At 36.7% G+C, this 24,229-nt stretch carries 24 protein-coding genes and 1 other RNA gene; 7 read left to right on the top strand and 18 right to left on the bottom strand.

Features of this window, described 5'->3' with window-relative positions; translation table 11 throughout:
* Positions 1 to 349 precede the first annotated feature (349 nt).
* Together HPY74_03655 and HPY74_03650 are read left to right on the top strand one after the other, a co-directional pair.
* On the top strand, positions 350 to 574 hold the full coding sequence (locus HPY74_03655; GenBank protein ID NSW89773.1) for a hypothetical protein: 225 nt from the start codon (positions 350 to 352) through the stop codon (positions 572 to 574).
* Positions 575 to 635: 61 nt separating this feature from the next.
* A complete protein-coding gene (locus tag HPY74_03650) occupies positions 636 to 2,534 on the top strand; it encodes a hypothetical protein (GenBank protein NSW89772.1) in 1,899 nt (632 codons plus the stop codon).
* 197 nt (positions 2,535 to 2,731) lie between these two features.
* Here HPY74_03650 and HPY74_03645 read toward each other — a convergent pair whose 3' ends face one another.
* The 6 genes from HPY74_03645 to cysE all read right to left on the bottom strand — a co-directional run bounded on the left by HPY74_03645 (position 2,732) and on the right by cysE (position 10,301).
* The gene (locus HPY74_03645; protein NSW89771.1) at positions 2,732 to 6,232 is read right to left on the bottom strand and encodes a heparinase II/III family protein; all 3,501 of its coding nucleotides are present in this window, start codon (positions 6,230 to 6,232) and stop codon (positions 2,732 to 2,734) included.
* A gap of 23 nt (positions 6,233 to 6,255) precedes the next feature.
* Positions 6,256 to 6,768, bottom strand: coding sequence for an NYN domain-containing protein (locus tag HPY74_03640; GenBank protein ID NSW89770.1), 513 nt, complete (start codon positions 6,766 to 6,768; stop codon positions 6,256 to 6,258).
* A gap of 13 nt (positions 6,769 to 6,781) precedes the next feature.
* Positions 6,782 to 7,570, bottom strand: coding sequence for a 23S rRNA (guanosine(2251)-2'-O)-methyltransferase RlmB (rlmB, locus tag HPY74_03635; GenBank protein ID NSW89769.1), 789 nt, complete (start codon positions 7,568 to 7,570; stop codon positions 6,782 to 6,784).
* 40 nt (positions 7,571 to 7,610) lie between these two features.
* Positions 7,611 to 8,024: a Mini-ribonuclease 3 gene (locus HPY74_03630; GenBank protein NSW89768.1), complete on the bottom strand. Its 414-nt coding sequence runs from the start codon at positions 8,022 to 8,024 to the stop codon at positions 7,611 to 7,613.
* A 52-nt stretch (positions 8,025 to 8,076) separates the two neighbouring features.
* Positions 8,077 to 9,516 carry a cysteine--tRNA ligase gene (gene cysS, locus HPY74_03625; GenBank protein ID NSW89767.1) on the bottom strand — a complete coding sequence of 480 codons (1,440 nt, stop codon included), beginning with the start codon at positions 9,514 to 9,516 and terminating at the stop codon, positions 8,077 to 8,079.
* 128 nt (positions 9,517 to 9,644) lie between these two features.
* The gene (gene cysE, locus HPY74_03620) at positions 9,645 to 10,301 is read right to left on the bottom strand and encodes a serine O-acetyltransferase (GenBank protein NSW89766.1); all 657 of its coding nucleotides are present in this window, start codon (positions 10,299 to 10,301) and stop codon (positions 9,645 to 9,647) included.
* A gap of 218 nt (positions 10,302 to 10,519) precedes the next feature.
* Here cysE and HPY74_03615 point away from each other — a divergent pair, with 218 nt between their 5' ends.
* Positions 10,520 to 10,888, top strand: coding sequence for a phage holin family protein (locus HPY74_03615; GenBank protein NSW89765.1), 369 nt, complete (start codon positions 10,520 to 10,522; stop codon positions 10,886 to 10,888).
* Between the two features lie 66 nt (positions 10,889 to 10,954).
* On the opposite strand, the gene HPY74_03610 is transcribed toward HPY74_03615, so the two are convergent.
* The gene (locus tag HPY74_03610; GenBank protein NSW89764.1) at positions 10,955 to 11,884 is read right to left on the bottom strand and encodes a hypothetical protein; all 930 of its coding nucleotides are present in this window, start codon (positions 11,882 to 11,884) and stop codon (positions 10,955 to 10,957) included.
* A 209-nt stretch (positions 11,885 to 12,093) separates the two neighbouring features.
* Between HPY74_03610 and HPY74_03605 the strand changes: the two genes are divergently transcribed.
* Positions 12,094 to 13,512: a hypothetical protein gene (locus HPY74_03605; protein NSW89763.1), complete on the top strand. Its 1,419-nt coding sequence runs from the start codon at positions 12,094 to 12,096 to the stop codon at positions 13,510 to 13,512.
* A gap of 76 nt (positions 13,513 to 13,588) precedes the next feature.
* On the opposite strand, the gene ssrS is transcribed toward HPY74_03605, so the two are convergent.
* The 3 genes from ssrS to HPY74_03590 form a co-directional block, all read right to left on the bottom strand.
* Positions 13,589 to 13,801, bottom strand: a non-coding RNA gene (ssrS, locus tag HPY74_03600) — 6S RNA.
* Between the two features lie 209 nt (positions 13,802 to 14,010).
* On the bottom strand, positions 14,011 to 14,268 hold the full coding sequence (locus tag HPY74_03595; GenBank protein NSW89762.1) for a DUF3343 domain-containing protein: 258 nt from the start codon (positions 14,266 to 14,268) through the stop codon (positions 14,011 to 14,013).
* Between the two features lie 62 nt (positions 14,269 to 14,330).
* Positions 14,331 to 15,239 (bottom strand): 8-oxoguanine DNA glycosylase, encoded by a 909-nt coding sequence (locus HPY74_03590; protein NSW89761.1) that lies wholly within the window; start codon positions 15,237 to 15,239, stop codon positions 14,331 to 14,333.
* Positions 15,240 to 15,461: 222 nt separating this feature from the next.
* On the opposite strand from HPY74_03590, the gene HPY74_03585 reads away from it, so the two are divergent.
* The gene (locus HPY74_03585) at positions 15,462 to 16,238 is read left to right on the top strand and encodes an ABC transporter substrate-binding protein (protein ID NSW89760.1); all 777 of its coding nucleotides are present in this window, start codon (positions 15,462 to 15,464) and stop codon (positions 16,236 to 16,238) included.
* A gap of 12 nt (positions 16,239 to 16,250) precedes the next feature.
* Here the strand turns inward: HPY74_03585 and HPY74_03580 are convergent, their stop codons facing one another.
* Both HPY74_03580 and ytxC read right to left on the bottom strand, forming a co-directional pair.
* Positions 16,251 to 17,087, bottom strand: coding sequence for an Asp23/Gls24 family envelope stress response protein (locus HPY74_03580; protein ID NSW89759.1), 837 nt, complete (start codon positions 17,085 to 17,087; stop codon positions 16,251 to 16,253).
* 166 nt (positions 17,088 to 17,253) lie between these two features.
* Positions 17,254 to 18,177: a putative sporulation protein YtxC gene (ytxC, locus tag HPY74_03575; protein ID NSW89758.1), complete on the bottom strand. Its 924-nt coding sequence runs from the start codon at positions 18,175 to 18,177 to the stop codon at positions 17,254 to 17,256.
* Between the two features lie 528 nt (positions 18,178 to 18,705).
* On the opposite strand from ytxC, the gene HPY74_03570 reads away from it, so the two are divergent.
* The gene (locus HPY74_03570) at positions 18,706 to 18,921 is read left to right on the top strand and encodes a DUF378 domain-containing protein (GenBank protein ID NSW89757.1); all 216 of its coding nucleotides are present in this window, start codon (positions 18,706 to 18,708) and stop codon (positions 18,919 to 18,921) included.
* Positions 18,922 to 19,065: 144 nt separating this feature from the next.
* Positions 19,066 to 19,251 (top strand): alpha/beta-type small acid-soluble spore protein, encoded by a 186-nt coding sequence (locus HPY74_03565; protein ID NSW89756.1) that lies wholly within the window; start codon positions 19,066 to 19,068, stop codon positions 19,249 to 19,251.
* 162 nt (positions 19,252 to 19,413) lie between these two features.
* Here HPY74_03565 and HPY74_03560 read toward each other — a convergent pair whose 3' ends face one another.
* From HPY74_03560 to HPY74_03535, 6 genes are all read right to left on the bottom strand, one after another.
* Positions 19,414 to 20,142 carry a YebC/PmpR family DNA-binding transcriptional regulator gene (locus HPY74_03560; GenBank protein NSW89755.1) on the bottom strand — a complete coding sequence of 243 codons (729 nt, stop codon included), beginning with the start codon at positions 20,140 to 20,142 and terminating at the stop codon, positions 19,414 to 19,416.
* A 356-nt stretch (positions 20,143 to 20,498) separates the two neighbouring features.
* Positions 20,499 to 21,257 carry an L-ribulose-5-phosphate 4-epimerase gene (locus tag HPY74_03555; GenBank protein ID NSW89754.1) on the bottom strand — a complete coding sequence of 253 codons (759 nt, stop codon included), beginning with the start codon at positions 21,255 to 21,257 and terminating at the stop codon, positions 20,499 to 20,501.
* 42 nt (positions 21,258 to 21,299) lie between these two features.
* Complete coding sequence (locus tag HPY74_03550; protein NSW89753.1) at positions 21,300 to 22,373, bottom strand: trimethylamine corrinoid protein 2; 1,074 nt, start codon at positions 22,371 to 22,373, stop codon at positions 21,300 to 21,302.
* Positions 22,374 to 22,407: 34 nt separating this feature from the next.
* Positions 22,408 to 23,034 carry a YigZ family protein gene (locus HPY74_03545; GenBank protein ID NSW89752.1) on the bottom strand — a complete coding sequence of 209 codons (627 nt, stop codon included), beginning with the start codon at positions 23,032 to 23,034 and terminating at the stop codon, positions 22,408 to 22,410.
* The gene (locus HPY74_03540; protein NSW89751.1) at positions 23,025 to 23,519 is read right to left on the bottom strand and encodes an NUDIX domain-containing protein; all 495 of its coding nucleotides are present in this window, start codon (positions 23,517 to 23,519) and stop codon (positions 23,025 to 23,027) included. Before HPY74_03540 ends, HPY74_03545 begins: the two co-directional genes overlap by 10 nt.
* A 110-nt stretch (positions 23,520 to 23,629) precedes the next feature.
* Positions 23,630 to 24,202: a GNAT family N-acetyltransferase gene (locus HPY74_03535; GenBank protein NSW89750.1), complete on the bottom strand. Its 573-nt coding sequence runs from the start codon at positions 24,200 to 24,202 to the stop codon at positions 23,630 to 23,632.
* Positions 24,203 to 24,229 lie beyond the last annotated feature (27 nt).

The raw sequence follows: 24,229 nt of genomic DNA, 5'->3' as shown, positions 1-24,229 counted from the left end.
AGCAAAATAATTACATTGAAATATTATTAAATTCTATTCAAATTATTTTGCGAGTTTGATTTGCCCCGAAGTGAATTTACAGGCTCTTAAGACTTGGAGCATTTAGTTACCGGAAGCATTTTCTTCATAAAAATAAAATGCGCCCCTGCAAAACCATGTAGAACTGCAAATTTTGGTTAAATTCCTACTGACATATGGTGCCGGTATAAAGAGTTAAATTAACAATGTAATATATTAATTTATTCCTATTTTTTTATGTAAAGCCTATGATATAATTTTTATAAAAATGCTATTTCTTTTGAAAGGTATACAAGGATGCTTTGGAATAACTTCAGAGGAGGTTGTACATATGGTTGATGTAAATTCCAGGGACTTTCCCCAAAAAGTAGACAAGCAAAGCAGCACTATACCCAATCACCAAACATTCTCATCCAATTTAAAAAGTCCGGCTTTTTTTAAGGAAGGAGAAAATGTAGTTTTTATCAGGCCATTCACGGTAAATTCACATACTGCCGATAAAAACCGTATTAATCTTACATGTGAAACTAAAGGTTTTTTACATAAAGCAGTATAGACTCGTGTCTATCTTATTCACCTAAAATAATATTGTATGGTCAAGAAAGGAGTTAATAAGTATGCATGAATGGGATATCCAATTGCAGAAAAGTCGAAGGAAACAAATCTATGAATTATACAGGAAATATATGTTTGACAAGATAGACGATGAACTAAATTGGCATGGCAAGGAAAGAGAACCAGGCTTCCGTGAGATAATGTGGCACTGTCTGCCTCTACTGGATGGTGATGAACATGCAATAACCCGGGCAAACAGGATAATAGAAGCAGTCCCCCTTCAGGTTTGCCATTTTACACCCATGACATCTCTCCAGATCCTTTTGAAGTACAAAGACAGGCTTACAAAAAAGGCTGTAGAAAAACTGGAAGGTTATGTAAAGAACAGCCTGCCCGGTGCAGCAAGTGACAAAATCCATTTCACTATGTACAATGATAATTTTGCTTCTATGAATACGTTTACACTGTTGGCGGCAGGCGAAATGTTTGGAGACGAGGAAGCATTCAAAACCGGTATGCAAAAACTAAACCAGTTAAAAGAAGTACTTATGCGTTGCGGGACAATAATGGAATACGGCAGTCCTACTTATACACCTATATCTACCCACGCCTTAGCCGAAATAGTTAACTATATTGAGGATCATGAAGCAAAGAATCTGGCCAGGCAGTGTGAAGAACGGATGTGGGCTGAAATAGCCACCCATTATCATGCACCTACTGCTCATCTTGCCGGACCATACTCAAGAGCTTACATGGTAGATTCTGTGGGACATCCGCATAATCTAACGGCTTTACTGTACCTGGTATTTGGTGAAAAAATATTTATCAACCCGGTAACCAACATGTTTCCGCCTCACAAACAGCAGGTAATTCACTGCGGTTTGGAAACGCTAATGTGGCCTAATCTTGCATGGTTGTGCAGTGGAGATTGCCATTGTCCGGATTATTTAGCCGACATATTGCTCAATAAAGCTTTTCCATATAATGTCATAACCACTTCCGAGTGCTTGCCATCCCCCGAATATATATATGAAGATTGTAAAATTGAATACCCAGCTTATTCCGGACCTAATACAACTTATATGACAGAGGATTTTGCAATTGGCACAGCTTATTCCCAGTTCCATGATGGCGCAGCCAGTGAATCCTTTTATACAGTATATAGAAAAAAGGTTCCGGCTTCACATTTAGAAGATATAGGCGTGGTTTTCAGTCGATATATTATAAATGAAAAAATACCAGGCGTAGAAAACGTTTATAACGGCCGCGTGCATGGTGTTGAATCATTTAGAGATGAAGGAAGAAAGTTTGGTCTGCAGTATAAGGATTGTGCTATGGTTGTTTATAAACCCAAACATTTTGAAGCCAACAATATTTCCAGTATGAAATTATCAATTATCATGCCATGCCATTTCAATACCATAGAGGAAATATGGCTGGGTACTGATAAATTGTCCAGTCTTGAAGGAGAAAGCATTAAACCCTGTACAATATTTGTTAAGGACGGACCTGTGTATATGGCATTCAAACCTCTGGAACTTACAAACCATGGACGGAGAGCTACTGTTAAAGTTGAAAAAGTTAAAAACTTTATAATGATTTCCTTTTATAACTATGAAGGTCCTGCAAAATCTTTCGATCCGAAAGACATTATACTGACTTCTGCAGGCTTTATTGCTCATATTAAATCAAGTTCGGAATTTAAAGATATAAACAGGTTTGTAAGTTTTGTTGAAGATAGTACTTTAAAAGATAAAATTACTTCCCAAATGGGAGCATACACCCGCTGGGTCAGATATACAAGAAAAGACTTGGATTTGCATTTTGCATACAGCCCCATAAGTGAAGGCATTATGATAGCAACAATAAATGGATGCCCCCGTCCTAAGTCCATTTTCGAAGCTACAGGACTGGACAGCCGTGTATTACCCTTCCTCCAAGAAAATTTGCTTCGCTCATGACTTGAACATCGAAGCAAATTTTCTTGTTCGCTAGGGAACCCTATGGTTCCCTTCGACGGATTCTGCCTTATCATATTTATTGCAGAATCCTTAAGCACCCTCCTTAAAACGGGAAAGGGGAATCCCCTTTCCAAACCCCAGCGTATAGTAATTTAATTCCCAGATATTAGGGTTTTTATAAATTATATATATATACGCTAAAAAAGCAGCAACCCGAATCTTTTAGGATTATGATACTGCTGCATTAGGTAGGTCCGTTCCCCAGGCATGCAGCCTGACCAAACCATCTGCAGATCTCTGCGCACTCCCGAATCACGATCGTTGACAATTAAGTCGAATCCCCACAGATCACCACTTTCGGGCCTACCTCCTATGCACTCCCACGGTATGTCCAACAGCATTTCATACCCGTCTGCGGTCAGGTAGGTAGATACACCTATGCTGTCCAAATTGCCTATGTCAGTACCGACTGCTTTTATTGATGAAGAATTATCGAACACCCCAGGAATCACAACAAAGCCGTAGACGCCCGGTGTAATGCTGTCTACATTCCTGTATTTTTCAGTCCTTCGGTCAAAATAAACCTGTATACTATCATTATCAAAGAAGAATTTCCCTCCACTAAATAGTACGCAGTTATCTTTTACTTTGACTTTTAATATAAGACCTTTGTCATCTGCACAAACCATAGCTTCTGCCGAAAGATCATTTAGACCTTCCCAGTGTTTTTCCCCTCTTCTTACCTGTGACTCGTTTTGTAAATGAATGTTAGGTTTCCAAGCAAAGGAATCAATGGGTATATTCCTCTTTATCCATACCGCTTTTGTCAACGCTTTTGAATAAATCCTGTTGATTATATATGACCCGACCTTGAGTGTATATGGGATTGATATGCTTTCCTGGTCCGGATCAATATCGAGCATCTCAAAAGGTATAACCAATTCCTTTGCTTTTGAAGCATCAATTACAAAGGACTCTTTCTCTAGTGAGCATTCAACTTTTACAGGTAGATCAGTGACATTTTTAATAAAAATTTTAAATAATCTTCCTTGGCCCCTCGGTATCCACTCATCAATCTCAACCGGGCTGCCAACTTCAAAATTCCAAATATCCCCTGTAGGATTGAATCTTATATTACATGTTTCATTTCCTGTTGATAACAATTCAGTGTTATTACAAATAACAGCAACTTTGATTAATTCTGTCGAGAAAGGCGCAACATTAATATGAGGAGTTTTTAACAGTTCCCAACCCGCTGGCAAATCAAGCTGTACTTTTTCTTTCCATACATCATTAGTAAAGTTATACAGTTCTATATCGATCAAGTTTTCTATACCGACAAAAAGCTTATTTTTTCCTACCTTTGCATATCTCTTACCATCCTGTTTAACCACATACGCATTTCCTACTCTTACCAACGCAACATTTTTACCGTTTACCAATACCTTGTTCTTGCTCATCAAGTAGGACTGTATCAATTCAGCTGAAAATGTAATGTTTCCAAATAGTTCAGGTACCACCACCCGACATTCGTTTTCTTCAAATATGCACTCAAAATGACTTAAAGGAATCATAAATTTCATATACTCCTGAACTTCCTTAAGTCCAAAGCTGTGAAGACTTACAAGATTTTTCTTGTTATATATTAAAACTGCCCACCCTTCCTCGGCTTTTATAATGACATACCGGATGTTATCCCTGCACTCTATACAAAAAGTACTTTCGTTTAACTTGGAAAAATTCAAAACCAATGCATCATTTTTAGATTCTACCGATTCCATTAAAGTAACAAAATCTGTTGCCGTTTTATTCCTTTCTACAACAAGTACTGGAAATAAGGTAGGGATCTGATCCGGTGGTCCATAAGCCTTTCCTTTGTAAATAACAGTATCCGGTTGCCCGATCATTCTAATGACTAACGATGCATCTTTATTCTGAAATTTTGAACTCCAGTTGTCTCCGGTAGTGTACCTGTATATTTCCTTTATAAATGAATAATTATCGCCATGCAGTTGGGCAGGTTCCAGGTTTTCTTCCTCTAACACCAGTTCACCAAAACTGTGAAGTGCATAATGGTATTGGTGCGGCTCATTGGAATTTACGCTTACGAAGTCAAACAGCAAGTCATTATCCAGCAGTATGACAGTCCTGCTCATGTCAACACCCGGTGCAATCCCTACAACTTCAGCAGAAGCTATGGAAACCATCGAAGTCTCTTGAAACAGGTTACACCTCCCATCAACCTGCATATGAGGATGTCCGTCAACTCCAACGGTATTGTGGGCTATTGTCGAGCGGTACCAATGGAGATGATCAAAATAGTAGTTTCCTGTACCCCAATCTGACAACCACCTGTGTCCACCGGCAAAGAAATTCAGATTAAGCCTGTCAGGATGTCCGTGCCCCCCTCCGTATCTTCCATAATCAAGGCTTACATAAGTTTGGCTGTTGTTCTTCCTTAATACGGCAAGTCCTGTTCCCGTCATATTTATGCTACGGGTTACAGGCAGTCCATTATCTTCACCAAGCTCAGGTGTTGCATTTAGGAATCCTCTCCAATCCAGCCTGTTCCGTCTTGCCACTTCTGCCCTGAAGACATCCATTATTCCTGCCGCGCTTGGTGGGTCAAAACCTTTCGGCGGATTATAGGAATAAGCTATCTTCAGTATTTTAGCAAATAATGGGTCCCTATAACGGGTATAAGCGAGTTCATATAACCCGGCATACCACCTCTGGGCTATATGGTTTGCATATCTGGAATCCTTCCTCGAAGGAAATGTCAAATCCGGCTGCAGAGACATCAATGGCGCTTCAAACATCATCTTAATGCTGTGCCCGTTAAATTCCTGTAAATAAAAATCCAATCCATTATGCCTGCAGACTTCGGCGATATTTACTATAGACGGTAATGTGGCAAAATGGTAGTTATCCCCCTCATACCACAAACCGTCCTCAAGCACGGATTTATTCATATGTGGTATAAACCCGTGTGTACCATAGAGGGCATAATCAATCAATTTCCGATCCTCCAGCAAAAATCCGATGGAGCAGATAGCAGCATTGTTAAATGCCTGCCGGTTGTTCATTTTTTCATCATAATCCATAATAATCTCTGCCGAAGCGCGGAATAAATCATTTTCTATTACAATGCAGTCATCTTTTGTAAAGCAGAGACTGCTCCTTACCATATCATAAGCACCTGCAAGATATGTATCCCACACCGACTCCATGTACGTTGACTGAAATACCCTGGTTGGTCCAAGTTCATTGTCGTTATTTGGGTATTCATGGTAATACTTTGCATAATCAAGCAGAATAGTTCTCAACGCCTTTGCATAAGCTTCGTCTCCATCAATCAGGTAAACAATTCCTAAAAGAATGCTCATTTGTGAAAGCCACGAGTGATAACTCAAAACCCATGCTCTCTGAAAAGGTTTATCCTTGTAATTCATACCGCAAACAGGACAAATATGGTCATTTGGACGGTACGGATCAAATATTAAGCGGGCATTATCCCGTGAGCATGAATCAAAAAATACAAAGCCGCTTTCTTTAGGAACTTCGAAACCTTTCTTCAACATTGAATCAACACTGGATTTTATGTTTTGGTAAGCATCCGCATACCAGTCATATTGTTTCAAAAACTTTTTGATATTATCTATCTCCTTATTACTTGTATACAAGCGTGGTTCGGTCATTTAGAAACTCTCCTTTGCATATTCTACAACTTGCTTCTCCTTATTTTTTCCAGCAAATCCGCCAATTCCGGCTTTATGTTGGACATTATGGTATTTTTTTCACTATACTGATTTTTACTAAAATCTTTTATCATACTTCTATGGGCGTCTTCAATCTCTTTCCTCAATTCCCTGGGCGTCATCCTGGCCCCACCGTTTCTCAAGACTATAGTCTGTTCCAGGTAGTCTGAAGTTGCAACTCTTATGGTATGCTCATTCCCCAATTTATAGACAAACCTTTCAATATAATTGTCCGCAGTCTGGTTTTCTCCTGTAAATACTACAATAATATTATCATACTTTTCAACTTTCTTCTTGCTTCCACTTACCAAATGAGCATCAAATACTACAATGATCTTTATTCTCTTATATCCTTCATAATTAGACAGCATATAAAGGAGCTTTTCCCTGCATTCTTCAAGGGACTCCCTATTGAGGTCGAAAACATCTTTCCAGGCATTAATAATATTATATCCGTCCACAAGCAGGTACTCCATTTGCTCCCAATCCTCATCCGTTTCTTTGTCTTAATACTTCATACATTACTAATGCCGCAGCTACAGATGAATTCAAGGAATTAATATATCCTCTCATGGGGATATTTACAATAAAATCACACTTTTCAGCCACCAATCTGCTCATTCCTTCTCCCTCACTGCCAATAACAATTGCAACAGGTCCCCTTAAATCACTTTCCTGGAAAGACTTATCTCCTGAAGAATCTGTACCGACTACCCAAATATTTTCTTTTTTCAAATATTCTATTGTTTGTGCAATATTAGTAACCCTCGCTACAGGAACATATTCAACAGCTCCTGCCGAAGCTCTGGCAACTGCAGCAGTAAGTCCTATTGCCCTGCGTTTTGGAATTATTACTCCATGTACCCCACAAGCATCTGCTGTCCTCAATATTGCCCCTAAGTTTTGGGCATCGGTTATTCCATCAAGAATTAGAATAAAAGGCTCTTCGTCCTTTGAACCGGCAATTTCCAATATATCATCAACTTCAACATACTCCTTTACAGAAACATATGCAATAACACCCTGGTGTGATCCTGTAACAGATATTTTATCAAGCTTTGCCCTATCTACTTCCTGTACCACAATCCTCTTTTCTGAAGCAAGAGCTGCCAGGTAATTAATCGAACCCTCTCTTTCTCCTTTCGCGATAAGTATTTTGTTAATGCTTCTACCAGCTTTAATCGCTTCTATAACCGGATTTCTTCCCTCCAGAATGTCAAGGTTGCCGTTGCCATTCTGCTTTCTAATGTTTTCTCTTTCCATATTATTACATTCCATTTCCCTTCATAATATTCCTAAAGTTTAATCTTACAACATACTATATACACATTTTCAAAACCTGCATCAAGCGGGTATAGTCCTGCTTCAAATAAAGATACCCCAGCAGCGCTTCAAGTCCCGTAGCATATTTATATTCTACAATATCAGCATTCTTCGGTACTGTACCCGGCTTTGCATTTCTGCCTCTTCTAACAATTTCCTGCTCCTCGGGAGTCAAAAACTCCAAAATCCTATGGATTGTACCGGACTGAGCCTTTGCTTTTACATATTCTGTTGAGCGCTTGTGCAGCTTGTAAACAGACCTGTTCCCCTCAGATAACACTAAAGTACGTATAAAAAGTTCATATATGGCATCTCCCAAGTAAGCAAGCACAAGAGGGGAATACTCCCTTATATCCTGTTTCTTTAAATCAATTTCTGCAAACATATTTTTAAAAAAATCCTCAATCATATTTTCACTTCTCTATTTTCATTATTAATCACGTATACATTGCCCTACACCATTAATTCATATCCTTATCTTTCCGTATTACTCTAACCCCCTGGGGGGTGTCTTCAAGTAATATGCCCATATCCTTCAACTTATCCCTTATTTCGTCAGCCACCTTCCAGTTCTTTTCTTTCCTGGCCTGTTGTCTTTGTTCAATAAGTTCTTTTATTTCTTCATCTAATTCTAATCCTTCCGCATCTTCCCCTTTTTCTTCCTTTTTTTCTTCGGCCTTTGCTATATCTAACCCTAATACCCTGTCAAAATCTACTAATAAGTCAAATAAGTCCCTGGATTTCTTTTCATATCTAATAACATTCCAGACAACTCCCATTGCCTTGGGTATATTTAAATCATCAGTGATAGCTTCTTCAAACTCATTTTTAAAGGTATCAATTATTTCCGGGTCCGCCGAATTCACTTCATTTTCCTCATAACCTGCTTTTTTATGAGTCAAAGCTCCGCCAAGCAGTCTATCATAGGCTATCTGGGCCGCCTTTATAGCATCCCATGTAAAATTCAACTTGTTCCTGTAGTGGGCATTCAGGCAAAAATATCTGAAGGTGAGAGGGTTAAATCCCTTCGACCTTAAATCGGATATTGTATAAGTATTGCCCAGGCTCTTTGACATTTTGCCATTGTTCACTAAAAGAAACTCGCCATGCATCCAATATTTAACTGCAGGTCTACCTAAAAGGGCTTCGGATTGCGCTATCTCATTTTCGTGATGAATAGGAATATGGTCCACCCCACCCGTATGGATATCAAAAAAGTCCCCTAGGTATTTTCTTCCCATGGCCGAACATTCAATATGCCACCCGGGATAACCCATGCCCCAGGGACTTGGCCACTGCATTATATGCTCCTTCGGGGCTTTCTTCCACAAAGCAAAATCTGCCGGATGCTTCTTTTCTTCATTAACCTCAACCCTTGCACCTGCCATCTGTTCATCAAGGTTTATCCGAGAAAGTTTTCCATATCCTTCAAACTTCCCTATATCAAAATATATTCCATCACTGGTTTCGTATCCATAGCCTTTTTCAACCAGGCCTTCAACAAATTCGATCATTTCCTTTATATGTTCCGTTGCTTTAGGTATTATTTCAGGTTTCTGTATATTTAAGGCCTCAATATCCTGAAAAAATACTTTGGTGTAATAATCGGCAATTTCCCAAGGTGATTTTTGCTGTTCCCTTGCTGTCTTAAGCATCTTATCTTCACCCTCATCAGCATCGGATACCAAGTGCCCCACATCGGTTATATTCATAACATGCTTGAGTTTGTAACCCTCATATTGGAGTACTCTCCTTAAAATATCCATAAATATATAGGTCCTGAGATTCCCTATATGGGCATAATTATATACTGTAGGTCCGCATGAATAAATCCGTACCTCTTTATCGTTAATTGGACAAAACTCTTCTTTTCTTCTGGTCAAAGTATTATAAATTTTCATTTCTATCTCCTCTATCATAATTATTATTTTAATATTATCATTTGAAAATCATTATAACATTTATACTTAACAATGCCTGCACTAAAGTGCAGGGATTACGTCATTTTAATGGTGGGTAATTCTAATTTTTATACTTCATCATTGTCCTCTAATTTTGCCATAGCCTGTTCTAGACGGTCAAGTCTCGCTTTAAGTTTACATAATTCTTGCGCAACAGGGTCAGGTATATGTATCTGGTCTAACTCTATTGAAGGTGCAATTTTTGTTTCACCCCTTCTTACTGTCCTTCCCGGGACTCCAACAACAGTAGTATTGGGCTCCACTTCACATAACACAACAGCATTTGCACCAATTTTAGAATTATCTCCAACTTTAAAAGGTCCTAATACTTTCGCCCCTGCACTTATCAATACATTATTTCCGATGGTTGGGTGCCTTTTTCCCTTCTCCTTGCCTGTACCTCCAAGAGTAACACCATGGTATATGGTACAGTTATCTCCTATTTCTGCAGTTTCCCCAATTACAACACCCATACCATGGTCTATGAACAAACCTTTACCAATCTTTGCTCCAGGGTGTATTTCTATACCCGTAATAAATCTGTTAAGTTGTGATATTGCCCTTGCTACAAAAAATAGCTTCTTTTTATAAAACCAATGAGCAATCCGGTGAAAAACTATTGAATGAAACCCGGAGTATAATAATATTACCTCAACTACACTTTTTGCAGCCGGATCCCTTTTTGCAATTGACTTTGCATCTTCTAACAAATCCTTAAGGAACATAAAAACTCCCTTCTTAAGTTGTATATAATTATAATCTACGACCTTATTATACCACCACTTAAGCCATAAAAAATTAATTAAATTATATAATTTTTTGATTAATTTTATCAAAAGCCACCGATAAAGTAAATACAGTAAGTTAATAGTGAGTTAAATGAATAAATATTTAAATATTTATAAATACTAGTACTAAGCCAAAACAGAAAGGACGTGGTTAAATGGATAACCAATATGAAAATCCAGGGACAGAAACCTTCAACATAACTCATTTCATAATAAGATTGGTTGTAGGAGCTATAGTACTAGCCATTACGGCAGCACTTACTCCAGGTTTTACCATAGCCGGTATATGGCCTCTTTTGCTGGGTGCTGTTGTCCTGGCAGCCCTTGATTATGTTGCACTAAAACTACTGGGTGTAAACGCGACACCTTTTGGAAGAGGAATAACAGGATTTATTCTTGCTGCAGTAATTATATATGTAACTCAATTTTTTGTAGCAGGATTTAATGTCACCTGGTGGGGTGCAATAATAGGAGCGCTTGTATATGGATTAGTAGACCTGGTAATACCCGGGAGAGCAATGTAATATTATATTATCAATAAAACGGGCCGCCCGGAAATATTGGGCGGCTTTTTCGTTGTCTTCGGTTTCCTAATCCTCTTTTTCTTGCTTTCCCTGCATGGCCATTTCTTCCTCCAATGCCCGAGGAAAGTCAAATTTCTGCGGCGGAAAGAATTCGTCAACAGGAAATTCTATGGTCTCAAACAGTTCACAAGGATTTTCTTCTGTTGCTGCAACACATTTTTTCTTCGGCACGCAGAAGTTAAATGCAGGTATAAGCAACTGTACATTCCTCACAAGCTTTATAATGGAAAACAACCCTATAGTCACTACCACCCTACGTGTTGATAAGTGCCTATCTTCTTCCTCCTCTTCTTCAAAGATATCATTATCATTTATGCTTTCCATCTCAAGGTATTCTACGATTCCTCTCGGAAATTGCTCAATGCAGCAACATTCTTCAAAACACTTATCCATTAAATCCTGTATTTTTGCGCTAAGACAAATGGGTTCAGCAACCTCCACTTTGGCTACCGGCAAATTGTCTTGTTGTAATGCCGATTTAATAGGTGTATCAATACCATGCTCTACAAAACGGGATTTAAATATTTTTACATTGCCTTCCGAACCAAAAAGTATAACTTTTTTATCAAATATTACAATTCCAGGTATAGTAACAATTTTTGTTCCGCATCTCTTTTTAGGCACAAAGAAGTCGAGAGTAACCTTAATGAAATACTTTACATCAACACTGTAAAAACCGCGTTTAAATGGTACAGGCTCTACATCTGTATATACATCAATTACTTCTGCCCTTCTACACTTTACATTTATTGCCCTATTAATTATCTTTTGTATACAGTCTTGGTGACAAAACATTACTTTAGCATCTTCAATGCAGTCTTTTTCCTTGCAGGAATCGTACACTTTTTCCACTTGTACGCAAACAGCTTCCTTAACTTTTGCAATGTCCCTTTCACATAATGCACCGGCAACTACTTCGTCATTATTATAACTCATGGACACATCCTCCTTTATTTGGAATATGTTATAATCACTTCTCTCATTTTCATAATATGTTTATATTGTTTTTTGGTGATTATTTTTTTTTGTTAACAAGTTTTAAATTGCTTATAACCAGGTACATTTTTTTATATATGTACAGCATATATATAAATTAGGAAGACTTGAGATATTATTTGACCGAGGTATTAAAAGGGTGATGCAGATTGTATAATTTTAGTAATAAGCAGTACGTGTTCAAACAGTTTTCAGGCAAAATATGGAATTTTTCCCATGATGTAAAACTTGGTATATGTTATAGCAATTTGACAAAAAGGAACACATGGACAGAACCGATTTCCATAGAAAAAAAAGCATATCAACATTTCTATGCTGCCATGGATGATGAGCGTTTTCATTTAATTTATCAGGATTTGCACGGAAATATAATTTATTCAAAATTTGACGAAATGTCAATAATGACGTTACCAATACTAAACAGCAAATCCCCATCATTATATAATAAGCATTTTTATCTTATCCCTGCAAACGACAATATTCATTTCCTATATATTTTACTTTATAACAATAATGTGCTGCTTACTCACCAAATGCTTATAAATGGGACAGTTGGAAGCCCAAAGGTAATAGATTATGTTTACAATAACAACTTGCCGTACTCAGCCATACGGGACAAATCAGGTAACATATATGTTTTTTACCAATCTACCGATACTACGAATATGCAGCTGGGATATAGACTTTTTTCTGAAGAACAAGATATTTGGAGTAAATTCATACCTGTAACCGGTCCGGGTATCAATTGTGATTTTCCATCAGCTATAGTCGACAATTCAAATATAATACATATTTGTTTTCAAAAACGTAGTCCCAGGTATTATGAACTGGTATATAAGCAAAAAATCCCGGATAAAAGCATATGGTCCGATGAAACAGTAATACATTCTTCTGTATATCCCTTTGAAAATTCTTCAATTCTTTGTCTTGATGAAAAAGTTATAATTTATTGGGTCAGAAATGATATAATATATTATTGTTTTTCAAATAATAAAGGAAATTCCTGGAGTAAACCTGCAAAATATAATTTTCCTGCAGGGCGGCAACTTTTATGCATCTCATATAATACAAATATCCCTTATGAACTCAGTAGAATTGCAATACGAGATATTCCCGGAAGTTTTGCCAATGGACTTAAACTTGCGTTTTACCAGGACTTTTTAGGTAACAATAATGTTAGTTCAACCCAGGAAAGTCTGAAAAACATGATTGTAGATTCTTTTAAATATTTGAAAGAAGGTATTGATAATCTTACCGAAGGAAATAAAACTTTGAAAAACCAAATTAGAGAACTAGAACTTATTCAAAAAAATTTAATAAGGGAAAAGGAAAGATATTCGATAAAATTAAATTTGTTAGAAAATGAATTAAAGCAACTCAAACAAATTACAGGCAAACCGGAAAAATTTAAGGAATATATAAGACAACATGCATCAGAAAAACACCATAGTTCATATACTGAAATTGTAGATAATAAAAATAACAATAGCAATAATGATGAATGTAAAATAAAAAAAACAATGCGGCTAAAAAAGTTTGAAAAAATTAAAAGGTTTAGGAAGAAATAAATATTTCCTGAAAATTCTATTAATATTTGGGTTACAAGAAAAGCCCACCTTCAAAAAGCAGGCTTCTCTTGTTATAATAAACCCCAAAATGGCGTTCCCCTATATTTTGACACCTAGCCTCTGCTAGGTGGGTGTCCTGTTATAGGCTTCAACCTTCCCCAGCCGTTGCACCCGGCTAACACCAGATGACGGAATTATGTTGGGGCCTGGCATCCACCTATAAACCCGGACTCCCGTATTAACGCTGTAGGTTCAAAATTATAGGTTTATCCGCTCATTTCAGGACTTAAGTTTAACATCTCTCTTCGCTGCAAGTTAATTATATCACCGCGCGGTGTGCTTAACAACAAATTTCAGAGCCGTTTATTTACTGCAGACACTGTATTTTGCAATAATTCTCAAGAATACTCCAAAAATCAAAAATATCATCAATTAAATTTGCAAAACCCTTTAATATTGCTTGTCTAAGATAGTTCATTCCATTTATTACCATAGTATTCACTTAATCCTCTCATAAACATTTTTGCAATCCAATGTTGTAACCTTATATATTTCCCTGACATATATGTTATTCTCCAGACCTTCTTTAACAATTAAATCTTTATATTCAAAAGGCAATTTTATACAATAACTACAACCGCTTTTTGCAAGTTTACAGGGTGTTGATACCACTTCAACATCATAACCCTTATTGCGCATTATACTGTAAAGCCTGTATGCATAATTGCCGGAATCTACTATTGCCAGGCAGTACATGTCTACCTTCCCCTTTATATATTTTATTATGTATTATAATATTTACTTTATAAGTACATGGGTTACTTTTGACCTTTAAATTTACCTACACCTATTTTATTCTCCCTGGCATAGTAGAAAAGATATTGCTGTGCAAAACCTGCAAGGGGACCGAAATAGTTTCTCGCAAATTCCTGTATTTCGTTAAATGAAGCCATACGATGAAAGTATAATTCTTCCATTACTCTCTTTACCCATACATCGGTAGGAAATACATCATATTTTATACCACTATAAAGCAATGTACAGTCGGCTACTTTAGGCCCTACACCAGGAAGTCGTTTAAGTATTTCTCCCGCTTCATACGTACTAACCCTGTAAAGGTTATAGAGATCAATTTCTCCGTTTTTTATCATCTTTGATGTCTCTGCAATATATTTGCATCTAAAACCCCCTTGGCATATTTGAAGTGCATCAATGCATTCAGTTGCAAGCCTGTCAATATCAGGAAAAGTATAATAAACTTTATCACCGAGCATTATCTTTTTACCAAAATTTTCAGATAAGGATGCAACAACTTTCATAATCATTGGTATTCTGTTATTAGCTGAAATAATAAAAGATATTAAGGTTTCCCACAAATCCTGGCGTAGAAGCCTGATACCGTAGCCGAATTCAATAGCTCTCTTCATTATGCTGTCTTTTTTGGAAAGTATGTCTTTTATTAGTGAATAATCTCTGCCCAGGTCAAAATAATGGTACCACAAGTCTATAAAATCTCTAACTGAGCAGTTTTCTATTATAAGCTTTTTCCCATCATAATTTACATTAACCGCCTTATCCCTTACTACTCCCGTATAACTGCCGTTGTCTTCCTTTATCCAACGAAAACACTGTCCACATTCAAATATATGGACCGGGTTAAAATCCTTTATATTCTTAACAATAGTTTTGCTGCCATCCTCATAAATATCATATCCTTGGTATTCCAACAAATCAGCCCCTGTTCCAATGATGAATAGCGTAGAGGTTATTATACTAAAGTTTACCAAAATAATTGGATTTTTTCAAGCAATTTCACAATTCTTACTTGGTAGATTATGTTCTGCTTTTCTGCTATAATTTGACTTAAGCATCATAAGTTCTCCTGCCTTTACAGGGGGGAAATGAATCAGCAGAAGGGATAGAAAATTATAGAAAGGGTAGAATATGTTATGAAAGAGCAAATTTATACAATACCTGTTATGGACGCTTTTAAGGAAGAAAGCGAATGTCCGATGTGTATACTGGAGAAAAATTTAGAAGACCATTACATTGATTATGTACTTGGTCCTTCCCTTATGGAGCCTGACTGCAGGATAGAAACAAATGAAAAAGGTTTCTGCAGAAGGCATTTTGAACTTCTTTACAATAAACAGGAAAACAGGCTTGGCCTTGGGTTGATTATAGATACCCATTTATGTGAGCAGAATAAAAAGCTTAAGAAAAAACATAGTAAAAAGCCGGCATCAATTAAAAGAGATGGCGGAACTTTTATGGTCAAAAGCATATTCGGCAGGTTTGGATCAAGGAAAACACCGACAGAGGCTTTTGTGGATGAACTTATAGAAGAACTTGCCGTCCTGGAAAATAAGTGTATGATATGTGATAAAATGGACTACACAATGGAGAGATATTTGGACGTGATAATGTATTTGTGGGGTAAAGAGGAAGAATTCCGAAAATTATTCAACAATAATAAAGGATTTTGCCTTAAGCATTTTCGACAGCTTTTGGAAGGGACAAAAAAGTACCTGGATCCCAGGCAAACTCCTACTTTTATAGAGAACCTGCTTAAGTTGCAACTGGAAAACCTCGAAAGAGTACAAAAGGAAGTTAATTGGTTTACTGAAAAATTCGACTACCGTAATGCCGACGCACCATGGGGGAATTCAAAAGACGCGGTACAAAGGAGTATACAAAAGCTTGTGGGCTATTGCAATCTTAAGTAATCTTAAGTAATCTTAAGTAAAGCTCGGCTTCTTTTGCTCAAGGATGAGGTTTTTAGCATAAATGTTAAGTGCCTTGATATTTAGTCCGGTAAGTTTTTCTATTTCGTACCTAACCTTCTTTTGTACATTTTCCAATAAAGGCTTTATGGGATAGCCATATATAAGGGTCAAGTCCATATCAATAGTAATTCCTTCCTGACCATTTTCCACTTTGAACCTGGAAATCCTGCTTATCCCTTTAATTCCTGACACAACATACTCTGCTATTTGGTATACTGTATAATCAGATATTGTATATTTACCCATATAACTGAAAGTTGGCCTTACTACCGACTTTTCAGCAACAAGCTGCAGGCGCCCTTTACCTTTCCTCCTGAATATTTGTAACGGGTCAAGGAAATATCCTGAAAAATCTTTTTTTATTTCAAATGTAGGGACCGGAATAACATGTTTACCCTGCTCCTTCCTTATTGAAAGGGCCCGGTTAATTTCCGAATCTTCTGCAATTTCGTGGATATATACCTTTTCAGTAATACCTGGTAGGCTAAGACGTTTAGCAATACTTTCCACCATTCCGTCTGAAGTTCCAAGTATCAATAAAGCTTCAGGTTTATGAAGTTCTATTGCCTTTTTTACTTCCTCTGCATGCTCATCATAAACAAATAATGCTCTTTTTATAGAACCAATTTTTGTACTTTCCTTTTTTGCAGAAATACCTGTAATTATTCTATTTCCTTTTATTAGAAGGCCATCATCAATTATGTACTCAATTCCTTTACTTTTTGCCACCCACAATGCCCTATGGCTTTTCCCGGTACCGCTTGGCCCGATAAATCCTACTATTCTCAAATAAATACCTCCGAAGCAGTTCATTTTCCAATTATTTTTTCAATTGTGCATCAACATTTCAATTATGCACCATTATCAATTTCTATAACAATGATTTTAGCATATATATAAAAAAAAATATAGATATTTTTTGTTTTAATTATGTTTAATTATGTCGGCCAAATTATTAATTTTCCTTTTTTATGGCGGTATCGAGTTTACAAAGCCCACAACCTTTGCATATAGTTATATTACCATGAAAAATACTTTTTATAGTCTCTAATAATTCCTTATTTTTAAAATTCTCAATGTTGTGAATTGTCACCTTTTTAGGAGCTAATGTTATAAGAGAGCTTACAAGCAAATCATCATGGTTTATTTCCCCTCCGGAAATCTCATTCATATATTCCTTTATACATTCATTTGTAATTTCCTGCTTCTTTTCATCCAGTAATGTGTATTGACTGTTCTCGTCCACAACAATATGAACATTGTAAAATTTGGGCTCCTGGATATCAACAAAATACTTTAAGAGCTTTATAAACTCCTTATACTCTTTTTCCATAAGGAAATTGTCAACTGCCTTTTCCACAATCTCTTCCAAGTCTTTAATATAATCCTTAAGCCTGAAATTTACAAATCCGTCTAAAATAATGCTGTTTGAGCTATCAAAATAATCCATGAGCTTTTTAACTATAATATTCCTTCTGCGTATTTGCAGCAAAGTATTCAAAAAACTTTTATCTTCATTTCTAATGACCTTAAATGCTGCTTTTAAAATATCTTTTCTCTCGGATTGACTAAAATAAAAATAATTGGAGTTTACTATCCTCTTTGTTATTTTTTCTTCATAACTCCTCATTATATAATCTGCAAGGGCATTTGAAACATTTAGCATCAATGCTCTGTATGCTTGCCTTGATAACTTCTTTCCTTGTGTCTGGTCTTTATCATCATTTATTTTACATATTATTGATTCAGTCCCGTTTATATTTACCTTGTCTATAGAGTAATCCATATTATCATTTTTGAATTGTTGAAGTTCATTTGTTATAAATTCCAATATGTCATCAGCACACTTATTATTTGCTCCAATGCTGAGAAACTGCATCAACTTCACTTCCCTTCAAGTGTAGTATATGTCTTCATAATTTGTTGTATGCAGTAAGCCGTCCATGCAATTTTTTCCATGATTTCCGATAGTATTGCAATTCTATTAATTTCACTATCAATCTCATAATATTATATGATTCCAAAATCGGTAAGTTACTATATTGCCCTCATTTTAATTCCTACTTTTACTATTTCTCATTTTCACATTTTAATTTACTTCCATTTTTATATAATATTTCCTCCAATTATATTATCGGTAATACTATTCACAATTTGATGAAACTATTCATAATATACTAGTGAAATAATATAGTGTAAGACTAACTACCGGCTGCCGCGGTTGTCCGGTGGTTGTTTAAATAAACCGCGCCTTTATTAAATTAGAGGCGCGGCAGTTTTTTAATCTTTAATTTTTTAAAACTTTTACGTTAATTTTAATTTTTATACAATTATACATAAATTTTTATGCATTTTTAAAACTTATCATGGAAATACTGTAGATAAAAATAGTAAAGGAGATGTTAATATGCGTAGGACACCATTAGATAGACTCGCTCTTATACTTGTAATAATAGGGGCTTTAAATTGGCTACTTATCGGTCTTTTCAGTTATGACCTCGTAGCGGCAATTTTTGGTGGCAATACTGCATCTGTAAGTAGGATCGTTTATACTCTTGTAGGAATAGCAGGTTTATACAGCATAAGCCTGTTATTTAGAGAAGCTGAACCAGCAAGAGAATAACTTTTCTGTCGTTTACCAGTATTGCTATTGACCACAATTAAAATTAAAGAGTTGACAATAATTCCCGTAATAAAATTTAAAAAATCTACAAATCATAAGAATACGCTATGATAATAGCGGAATAAATTTTAAGGAGGTTGCATTATGGCAAAGAGCAAAACTTATTTTGAAAACATGAAGTATGAAATAGCAAACCAGGTTGGTGTAAACTTAAAACAAGGTTATAATGGTGACCTGGCAGCAAGAGATGCTGGTAAAATTGGTGGAAATATTGTAAAGAAAGTGTTTGAGGCTTATACCGGGAACAATTACAACATCAACAGGCAGTAATGAAATACCGGCGACTTTTTAAAAGGGGCATCGTCAGACTAATTCGGAATATTCTTCGTAAAACCCTTTTAAGTTAATTTAATAGAGGTTGTTTATGTAAATTGGTAGTCCCCGGTCCAAGCGGCCGGAAAGCTTTAAAAATTAATCCGGCTGCTTGGCACTTTAATCCTGTTCCCAGTTATGATAAACATTCTGTACATCATCCAAGTCTTCCAGATTATCTATGAGTTTGTTCATCTGTTCAATATGCTTTGGCTCTGTGAGTTTTGTTGTGGTCTTGGAAACCATTTCTACTCCTGCAGATATAAATGTATAACCCTGCTTCTCCAGGGTTTCCCTTACAGCAGAAAAATCGGCGGGATCAGTTAATATCTCAAAGTACTCATCCTGGGCATCGAAGTCTTCAGCTCCAGCATTAATGGCCTCCATCATAAGAGTGTCTTCATCAATATCTTCTGTCCTCTCAATTAATATAACTCCTTTTTTATCAAACATAAAGGATACACATCCTGTTTGACCGAGGTTTCCTCCAAATTTATCAAAATAATGCCTTATATCTCCCGCTGTCCTGTTGCGGTTATCGGTCATTGTCCGTACTATAATAGCAACTCCGCCTGGACCATAACCTTCATAGGATATCTCTTCGTAATTATCCGAATTCATATCTCCTGCTGCCTTTTTTATGCTCCTTATAATATTATCGTTGGGCATATTGGCAGCTTTCGCCTTTGCAATGGCATCCTTTAGCTTACTGTTAGTTTCAGGATCGGGACCTCCCTGTTTAACAGCAACAGCCAATTCTCTTCCAATCTTTGTAAATAATTTGCCTTTTTGCGCATCACTCTTTTCTTTTCTATGTTTAATATTAGCCCATTTAGAATGTCCGGACATTTTTACACCTCCAGTTGGAAATCACCAGGTAAAACTCTTAAGCTTTCGCAAGCTTTATTATACCATATAATAACACCCAACTGCAATTAGGATAAAAAATCCGGGTGCATTTTCCATATATGACCCATATAATGACAGAAACATTGCGAAAGGTCTCGTAGAGCCTGTTAATCCGACGAGGGATAAGCAAATCAACTGTTTGAGCAAAATAATCACATTAGATCTTTATTCAAATTATTTTGCGAGTTTGATTTGCCCCGAAGTGAATTTACAGGCTCTAGAGGCCTGGAGCACCGTTTCTGGAATATAATGGGTCATGGAAAGAAAATGCACCCAAAAAATCCCATTTTTCTTCCTTACCCTTGTCCATAGTAGGAGTTTTTCCCATGTTTTCTAAGAAAATGCTTATCAAGGAGTGCAGGCGACATTGTTATTGATACATTGGCTGACATATGGGTTGATATTTTATAGTCTGTTTTCACATGTTCGGAAGCCAATCCTGCTGCAAAATTCCTTAGCGCCAGCGTATTAAAAGCCATCATTGCAACTTCCTCCATTACCACGGCATGGTATACGGCTTCATCGGCATCCCTCCCCCAGCAAAACGGGCCGTGTTCATTTACCAGAACTCCGGGAATGTAAACAGGATTCTTATTTTTGAAAGTCTCAACAATAACATTTCCTGTTTCTTTTTCGTAATCTCCTTTGATTTCTGTTACAGTCATCTTTCTGGTACAGGGAATTTCTCCATAAAAGTAGTCGGCATGAGTAGTTCCAAGAGGCGGTATTGATAATCCCGCCTGGGCGAATATTGTTGCCCAGCGGGAATGGGTATGCACAATTCCTCCTATTTCCGGAAATGCTTTATATAGAATAAGATGAGTTGCTGTATCTGATGAAGGTTTAAGCTTTCCTTCAACAACATTGCCTTCAAGGTCAAGTACAACAAGGTCTTCCGGTTTGAGCTTATCATAATCAACCCCACTTGGTTTTATTACTACAAGTCCTTTCTCCCTGCATATACCGCTGGCATTACCCCATGTGTAGATTACAAGTCCCTTATTTACAAGTTCAAGGTTTGCTTTAAATACAATTTCTTTAAGCTTTTCGAGCATTTTAACTCCTTCCCCTTGTCATCATTTTCAGAACTAATACTTCTAATATATTCTTTTTTTATAAGACCTTTCTGCCTTTTTCAACAAATCCTCGGCATCCTGTTCACTTTTGCACCAGGTAGTATACATGACACCTTCCGGTCTTAATTCTGTTATAAGAATATCCAATTCGTGGGGTTCAATAGATACATGTACCAGTTTTCCCGCATCTTGGATTTTTTTCAATACAGGTATCCAGTGTGAGGCACTGGGTTGACCGGCACCATATACCCATTGTATTCCTTTTAATTCAGGTATATCAAGAAGTGCATCAAGGTGTTTAAGTGCTCCAGGCCCATCAAGATGAAAAATAGAGGCATCCAGCCAATATATTTCTTCCAGTAACTCCGGTAATACAAATTCGTCAAACATTCCCTTAGAAATAAGGCATATAAAATCACAGGACGTTGGATACCATTTCTCCGGATGCCATACACCCATCCAGTTTGAACTTCCGGGCAAATTTTTTAAAGTAATGTTATATAAGCGGTTATAAACCTGCTTGAAAACTTCGAAAACTTCAAAGGTAGCTTTTTTTACCCGTCCAGGATAATCCATAAGGTCAAGGCATAGGTTTTCCGGACCTCTGAGAGATACTAATGCGTCTACACCGCTGTGCAGGTCTGTTAATGACACAAAATAGTCACCTCTTGAATCTTTGACAGCCTCTTCGGTTATTTCCACAATTTTTTTCCACCACTTGTTCATAGGGTCAAATTCAAACTTTTCTATTTGTTCCCAATTATGTAATTTATGAACAGCCCAACTGGTGTTATCACCAAATTCCAGATCACACCAACCCAATATGGCGCCTAGAATATCCGGCCCCAGGTTAGGGCAAAAATTGGGAAAAGCTTCTCCACCAAAGTACGTCGCACTAAACCTCTCCCGGGCATTTTGAATTAAATATTCAATATCCATCCACCTATCAACCAGTTTCTCAGGTGCTTTTATTTCTTTCGGGATGTATCCTTCCTTTGGTGCACAGACCGATATCAATGGCCTGTCATGGTTCTCCTTTTCCCAGTATTCAATATATCTCTTTTCAATTAACTCCCAGTCAGCTTTATAAAGCATATAAATAATCAACTCCTCATCTTTACTATATTATTTACATCACAATATATTCCTTTTTTCCAATTTCCACCAATGCTTCGCCGTTAGTAGCTTCGTTTATATATTCAATAAATCTATCTCTTTCATCAATAGGAACTAGCATAACCATTTCTACATCCTGGGTATATTTTATATCTTTTATCTTATACCCGCAAGTAGCCACCCTATTTTGAACTTTTCCCAAAACCGGATATTCCAATATCACACGGATTTCCTCACATAATTTCTTTTTTACTATACCGGCAGCTTCAATACCTAATAAGGCACTTTTCCCATATGCCCTGACAAGTCCTGCAGCTCCAAGCAAAGTACCGCCAAAGTATCTTGTTACCACTACTACCAAATCCTGAAGTTCCATTCTCTTTATAACTTCAAGAACAGGAAGCCCTGCTGTTCCCGATGGTTCACCATCATCGCTGAAACGCCGGACAATGTTATCTCCGCCTATGCAATAGGCATAAACATTATGAGAAGCATCCCAGTATTTTGCTTTTAACTGGTTTATAAATTCAACTGCTTCCTCTTCGGTAGCAACAGGCTTAATGCTTGCTATAAACCTGGACTTTTTTTCTTCATATTCTGCCGTAGCGTAATTCAGCACTGTTTTATATTCTACTGGCATCCCCATAATTCTATATTCCTATATGTTTGTACATTATTATTATTTATATCGTCAATTTTGTTATTACACAATGTAACCATTTCGGAAAGCTTTTTTGATAAGAAATTAAGGATAGCTTTGTTATTATTGTGTGTTAAAAGTTCCATAGCTTCACCTATACTATAATAACCGCCGCTTTTGTAACCTTTATCTTTTTTAACTTGATATTCATTATTTTGAGAAATCATAACATACCAGATAATTTTATTGTAGATTGGGTTTTGATGTGTTTTTGAAGAGATTTCGTAACTTGCACGACCTTCTGTTGAAACAATTTCTGCCGTTATTCCCGCCGTTTCCTTTGCAACTCTTAAAGCAGCTTCGGCAGGTAGCTCATCTTTTTGTATCACCCCTTTAGGAAAGATCCATTCTCCTCTTTCATCCTTTAGGAGAAATACCTTGTCTTCCCAAAAGACTAAACCACCTGCACAGTTTTTAACAAGCATATAAAAAACCCCTTTCCGGTTTATTATAATAAGGCACTAATAATGTAATGCCTCTACTATTATAATAACCGAAAAGGAATTTTTAATCAATATACTCCGACATAATTATATCATTTGTTTTCCTGCCTTGAGAACGTGATTTCCCATTCCGCCCTTAGCAATCCATACAAATACATATCATACCTCTTCCCATCCCTGTTTATAAACTGCCTGTATGTGCCTTCCCTTATGAAGCCAAGGTCTTCATACAACCCTATAGCAGTTTTATTGTAGGAAATTACATTTAATTGGATCCTGTAAAAATTAAGCTCGTTAAAGCCATAATCCAGTAAAAGTGTCATGGCTTCTTTCCCCAGGCCCTTGCCGGTAAAATTCTCATCACCTATTCCAACAAAAACCGTTGCCACACCATTACTCCAGATTATTTCGTCAAAACCCGCAACACCTATTATCCTTCCCGTTTTCTTTTCTCTTATTGCATATATACATCTTTCCGGTGAATCTTCATAGTATTTAATCATATTTTCCACCTGTTTGCGAGATTTAGGCATGGCAGGTATCATATCATAATATCTAAGGAATTCTACATTGTTAAACCAATCTTCAATTACATGCATATCATCTTCTTGTACAGCTGTGAGCCGGATATTAGAACCATCAAGCAAGTTTCTCATAATATAGATTCCTTTCTTCCTTTGAAGATATTAATT

The sequence above is a fragment of the Bacillota bacterium genome, assembly GCA_013314855.1.
Taxonomy (GTDB): domain Bacteria; phylum Bacillota; class Clostridia; order Acetivibrionales; family DUMC01; genus Ch48.
Note: the sequence above shows the minus strand (reverse complement) of the source record. Positions and strands in the feature narration are given on the sequence as shown.

Excerpts from the sequence above, each read along its gene's own strand:
- HPY74_03540 (NSW89751.1), bottom strand. The coding sequence starts at position 23,519 with ATGCTTGTTAAAAACTGTGCAGGTGGTTTAGTCTTTTGGGAAGACAAG.
- HPY74_03585 (NSW89760.1), top strand. The coding sequence starts at position 15,462 with ATGAAAGAGCAAATTTATACAATACCTGTTATGGACGCTTTTAAGGAA.
- HPY74_03555 (NSW89754.1), bottom strand. The coding sequence starts at position 21,257 with ATGCTCGAAAAGCTTAAAGAAATTGTATTTAAAGCAAACCTTGAACTT.
- HPY74_03560 (NSW89755.1), bottom strand. The coding sequence starts at position 20,142 with ATGTCCGGACATTCTAAATGGGCTAATATTAAACATAGAAAAGAAAAG.
- HPY74_03630 (NSW89768.1), bottom strand. The coding sequence starts at position 8,024 with ATGATTGAGGATTTTTTTAAAAATATGTTTGCAGAAATTGATTTAAAG.
- HPY74_03655 (NSW89773.1), top strand. The coding sequence starts at position 350 with ATGGTTGATGTAAATTCCAGGGACTTTCCCCAAAAAGTAGACAAGCAA.
- rlmB (NSW89769.1), bottom strand. The coding sequence starts at position 7,570 with ATGGAATGTAATAATATGGAAAGAGAAAACATTAGAAAGCAGAATGGC.
- HPY74_03615 (NSW89765.1), top strand. The coding sequence starts at position 10,520 with ATGGATAACCAATATGAAAATCCAGGGACAGAAACCTTCAACATAACT.
- HPY74_03640 (NSW89770.1), bottom strand. The coding sequence starts at position 6,768 with ATGGAGTACCTGCTTGTGGACGGATATAATATTATTAATGCCTGGAAA.
- HPY74_03565 (NSW89756.1), top strand. The coding sequence starts at position 19,066 with ATGGCAAAGAGCAAAACTTATTTTGAAAACATGAAGTATGAAATAGCA.
- HPY74_03595 (NSW89762.1), bottom strand. The coding sequence starts at position 14,268 with ATGTACTGCCTGGCAATAGTAGATTCCGGCAATTATGCATACAGGCTT.
- HPY74_03610 (NSW89764.1), bottom strand. The coding sequence starts at position 11,884 with ATGAGTTATAATAATGACGAAGTAGTTGCCGGTGCATTATGTGAAAGG.
- cysS (NSW89767.1), bottom strand. The coding sequence starts at position 9,516 with ATGAAAATTTATAATACTTTGACCAGAAGAAAAGAAGAGTTTTGTCCA.
- HPY74_03550 (NSW89753.1), bottom strand. The coding sequence starts at position 22,373 with ATGCTTTATAAAGCTGACTGGGAGTTAATTGAAAAGAGATATATTGAA.
- HPY74_03570 (NSW89757.1), top strand. The coding sequence starts at position 18,706 with ATGCGTAGGACACCATTAGATAGACTCGCTCTTATACTTGTAATAATA.
- HPY74_03645 (NSW89771.1), bottom strand. The coding sequence starts at position 6,232 with ATGACCGAACCACGCTTGTATACAAGTAATAAGGAGATAGATAATATC.
- ytxC (NSW89758.1), bottom strand. The coding sequence starts at position 18,177 with ATGCAGTTTCTCAGCATTGGAGCAAATAATAAGTGTGCTGATGACATA.
- HPY74_03650 (NSW89772.1), top strand. The coding sequence starts at position 636 with ATGCATGAATGGGATATCCAATTGCAGAAAAGTCGAAGGAAACAAATC.
- HPY74_03545 (NSW89752.1), bottom strand. The coding sequence starts at position 23,034 with ATGCCAGTAGAATATAAAACAGTGCTGAATTACGCTACGGCAGAATAT.
- cysE (NSW89766.1), bottom strand. The coding sequence starts at position 10,301 with ATGTTCCTTAAGGATTTGTTAGAAGATGCAAAGTCAATTGCAAAAAGG.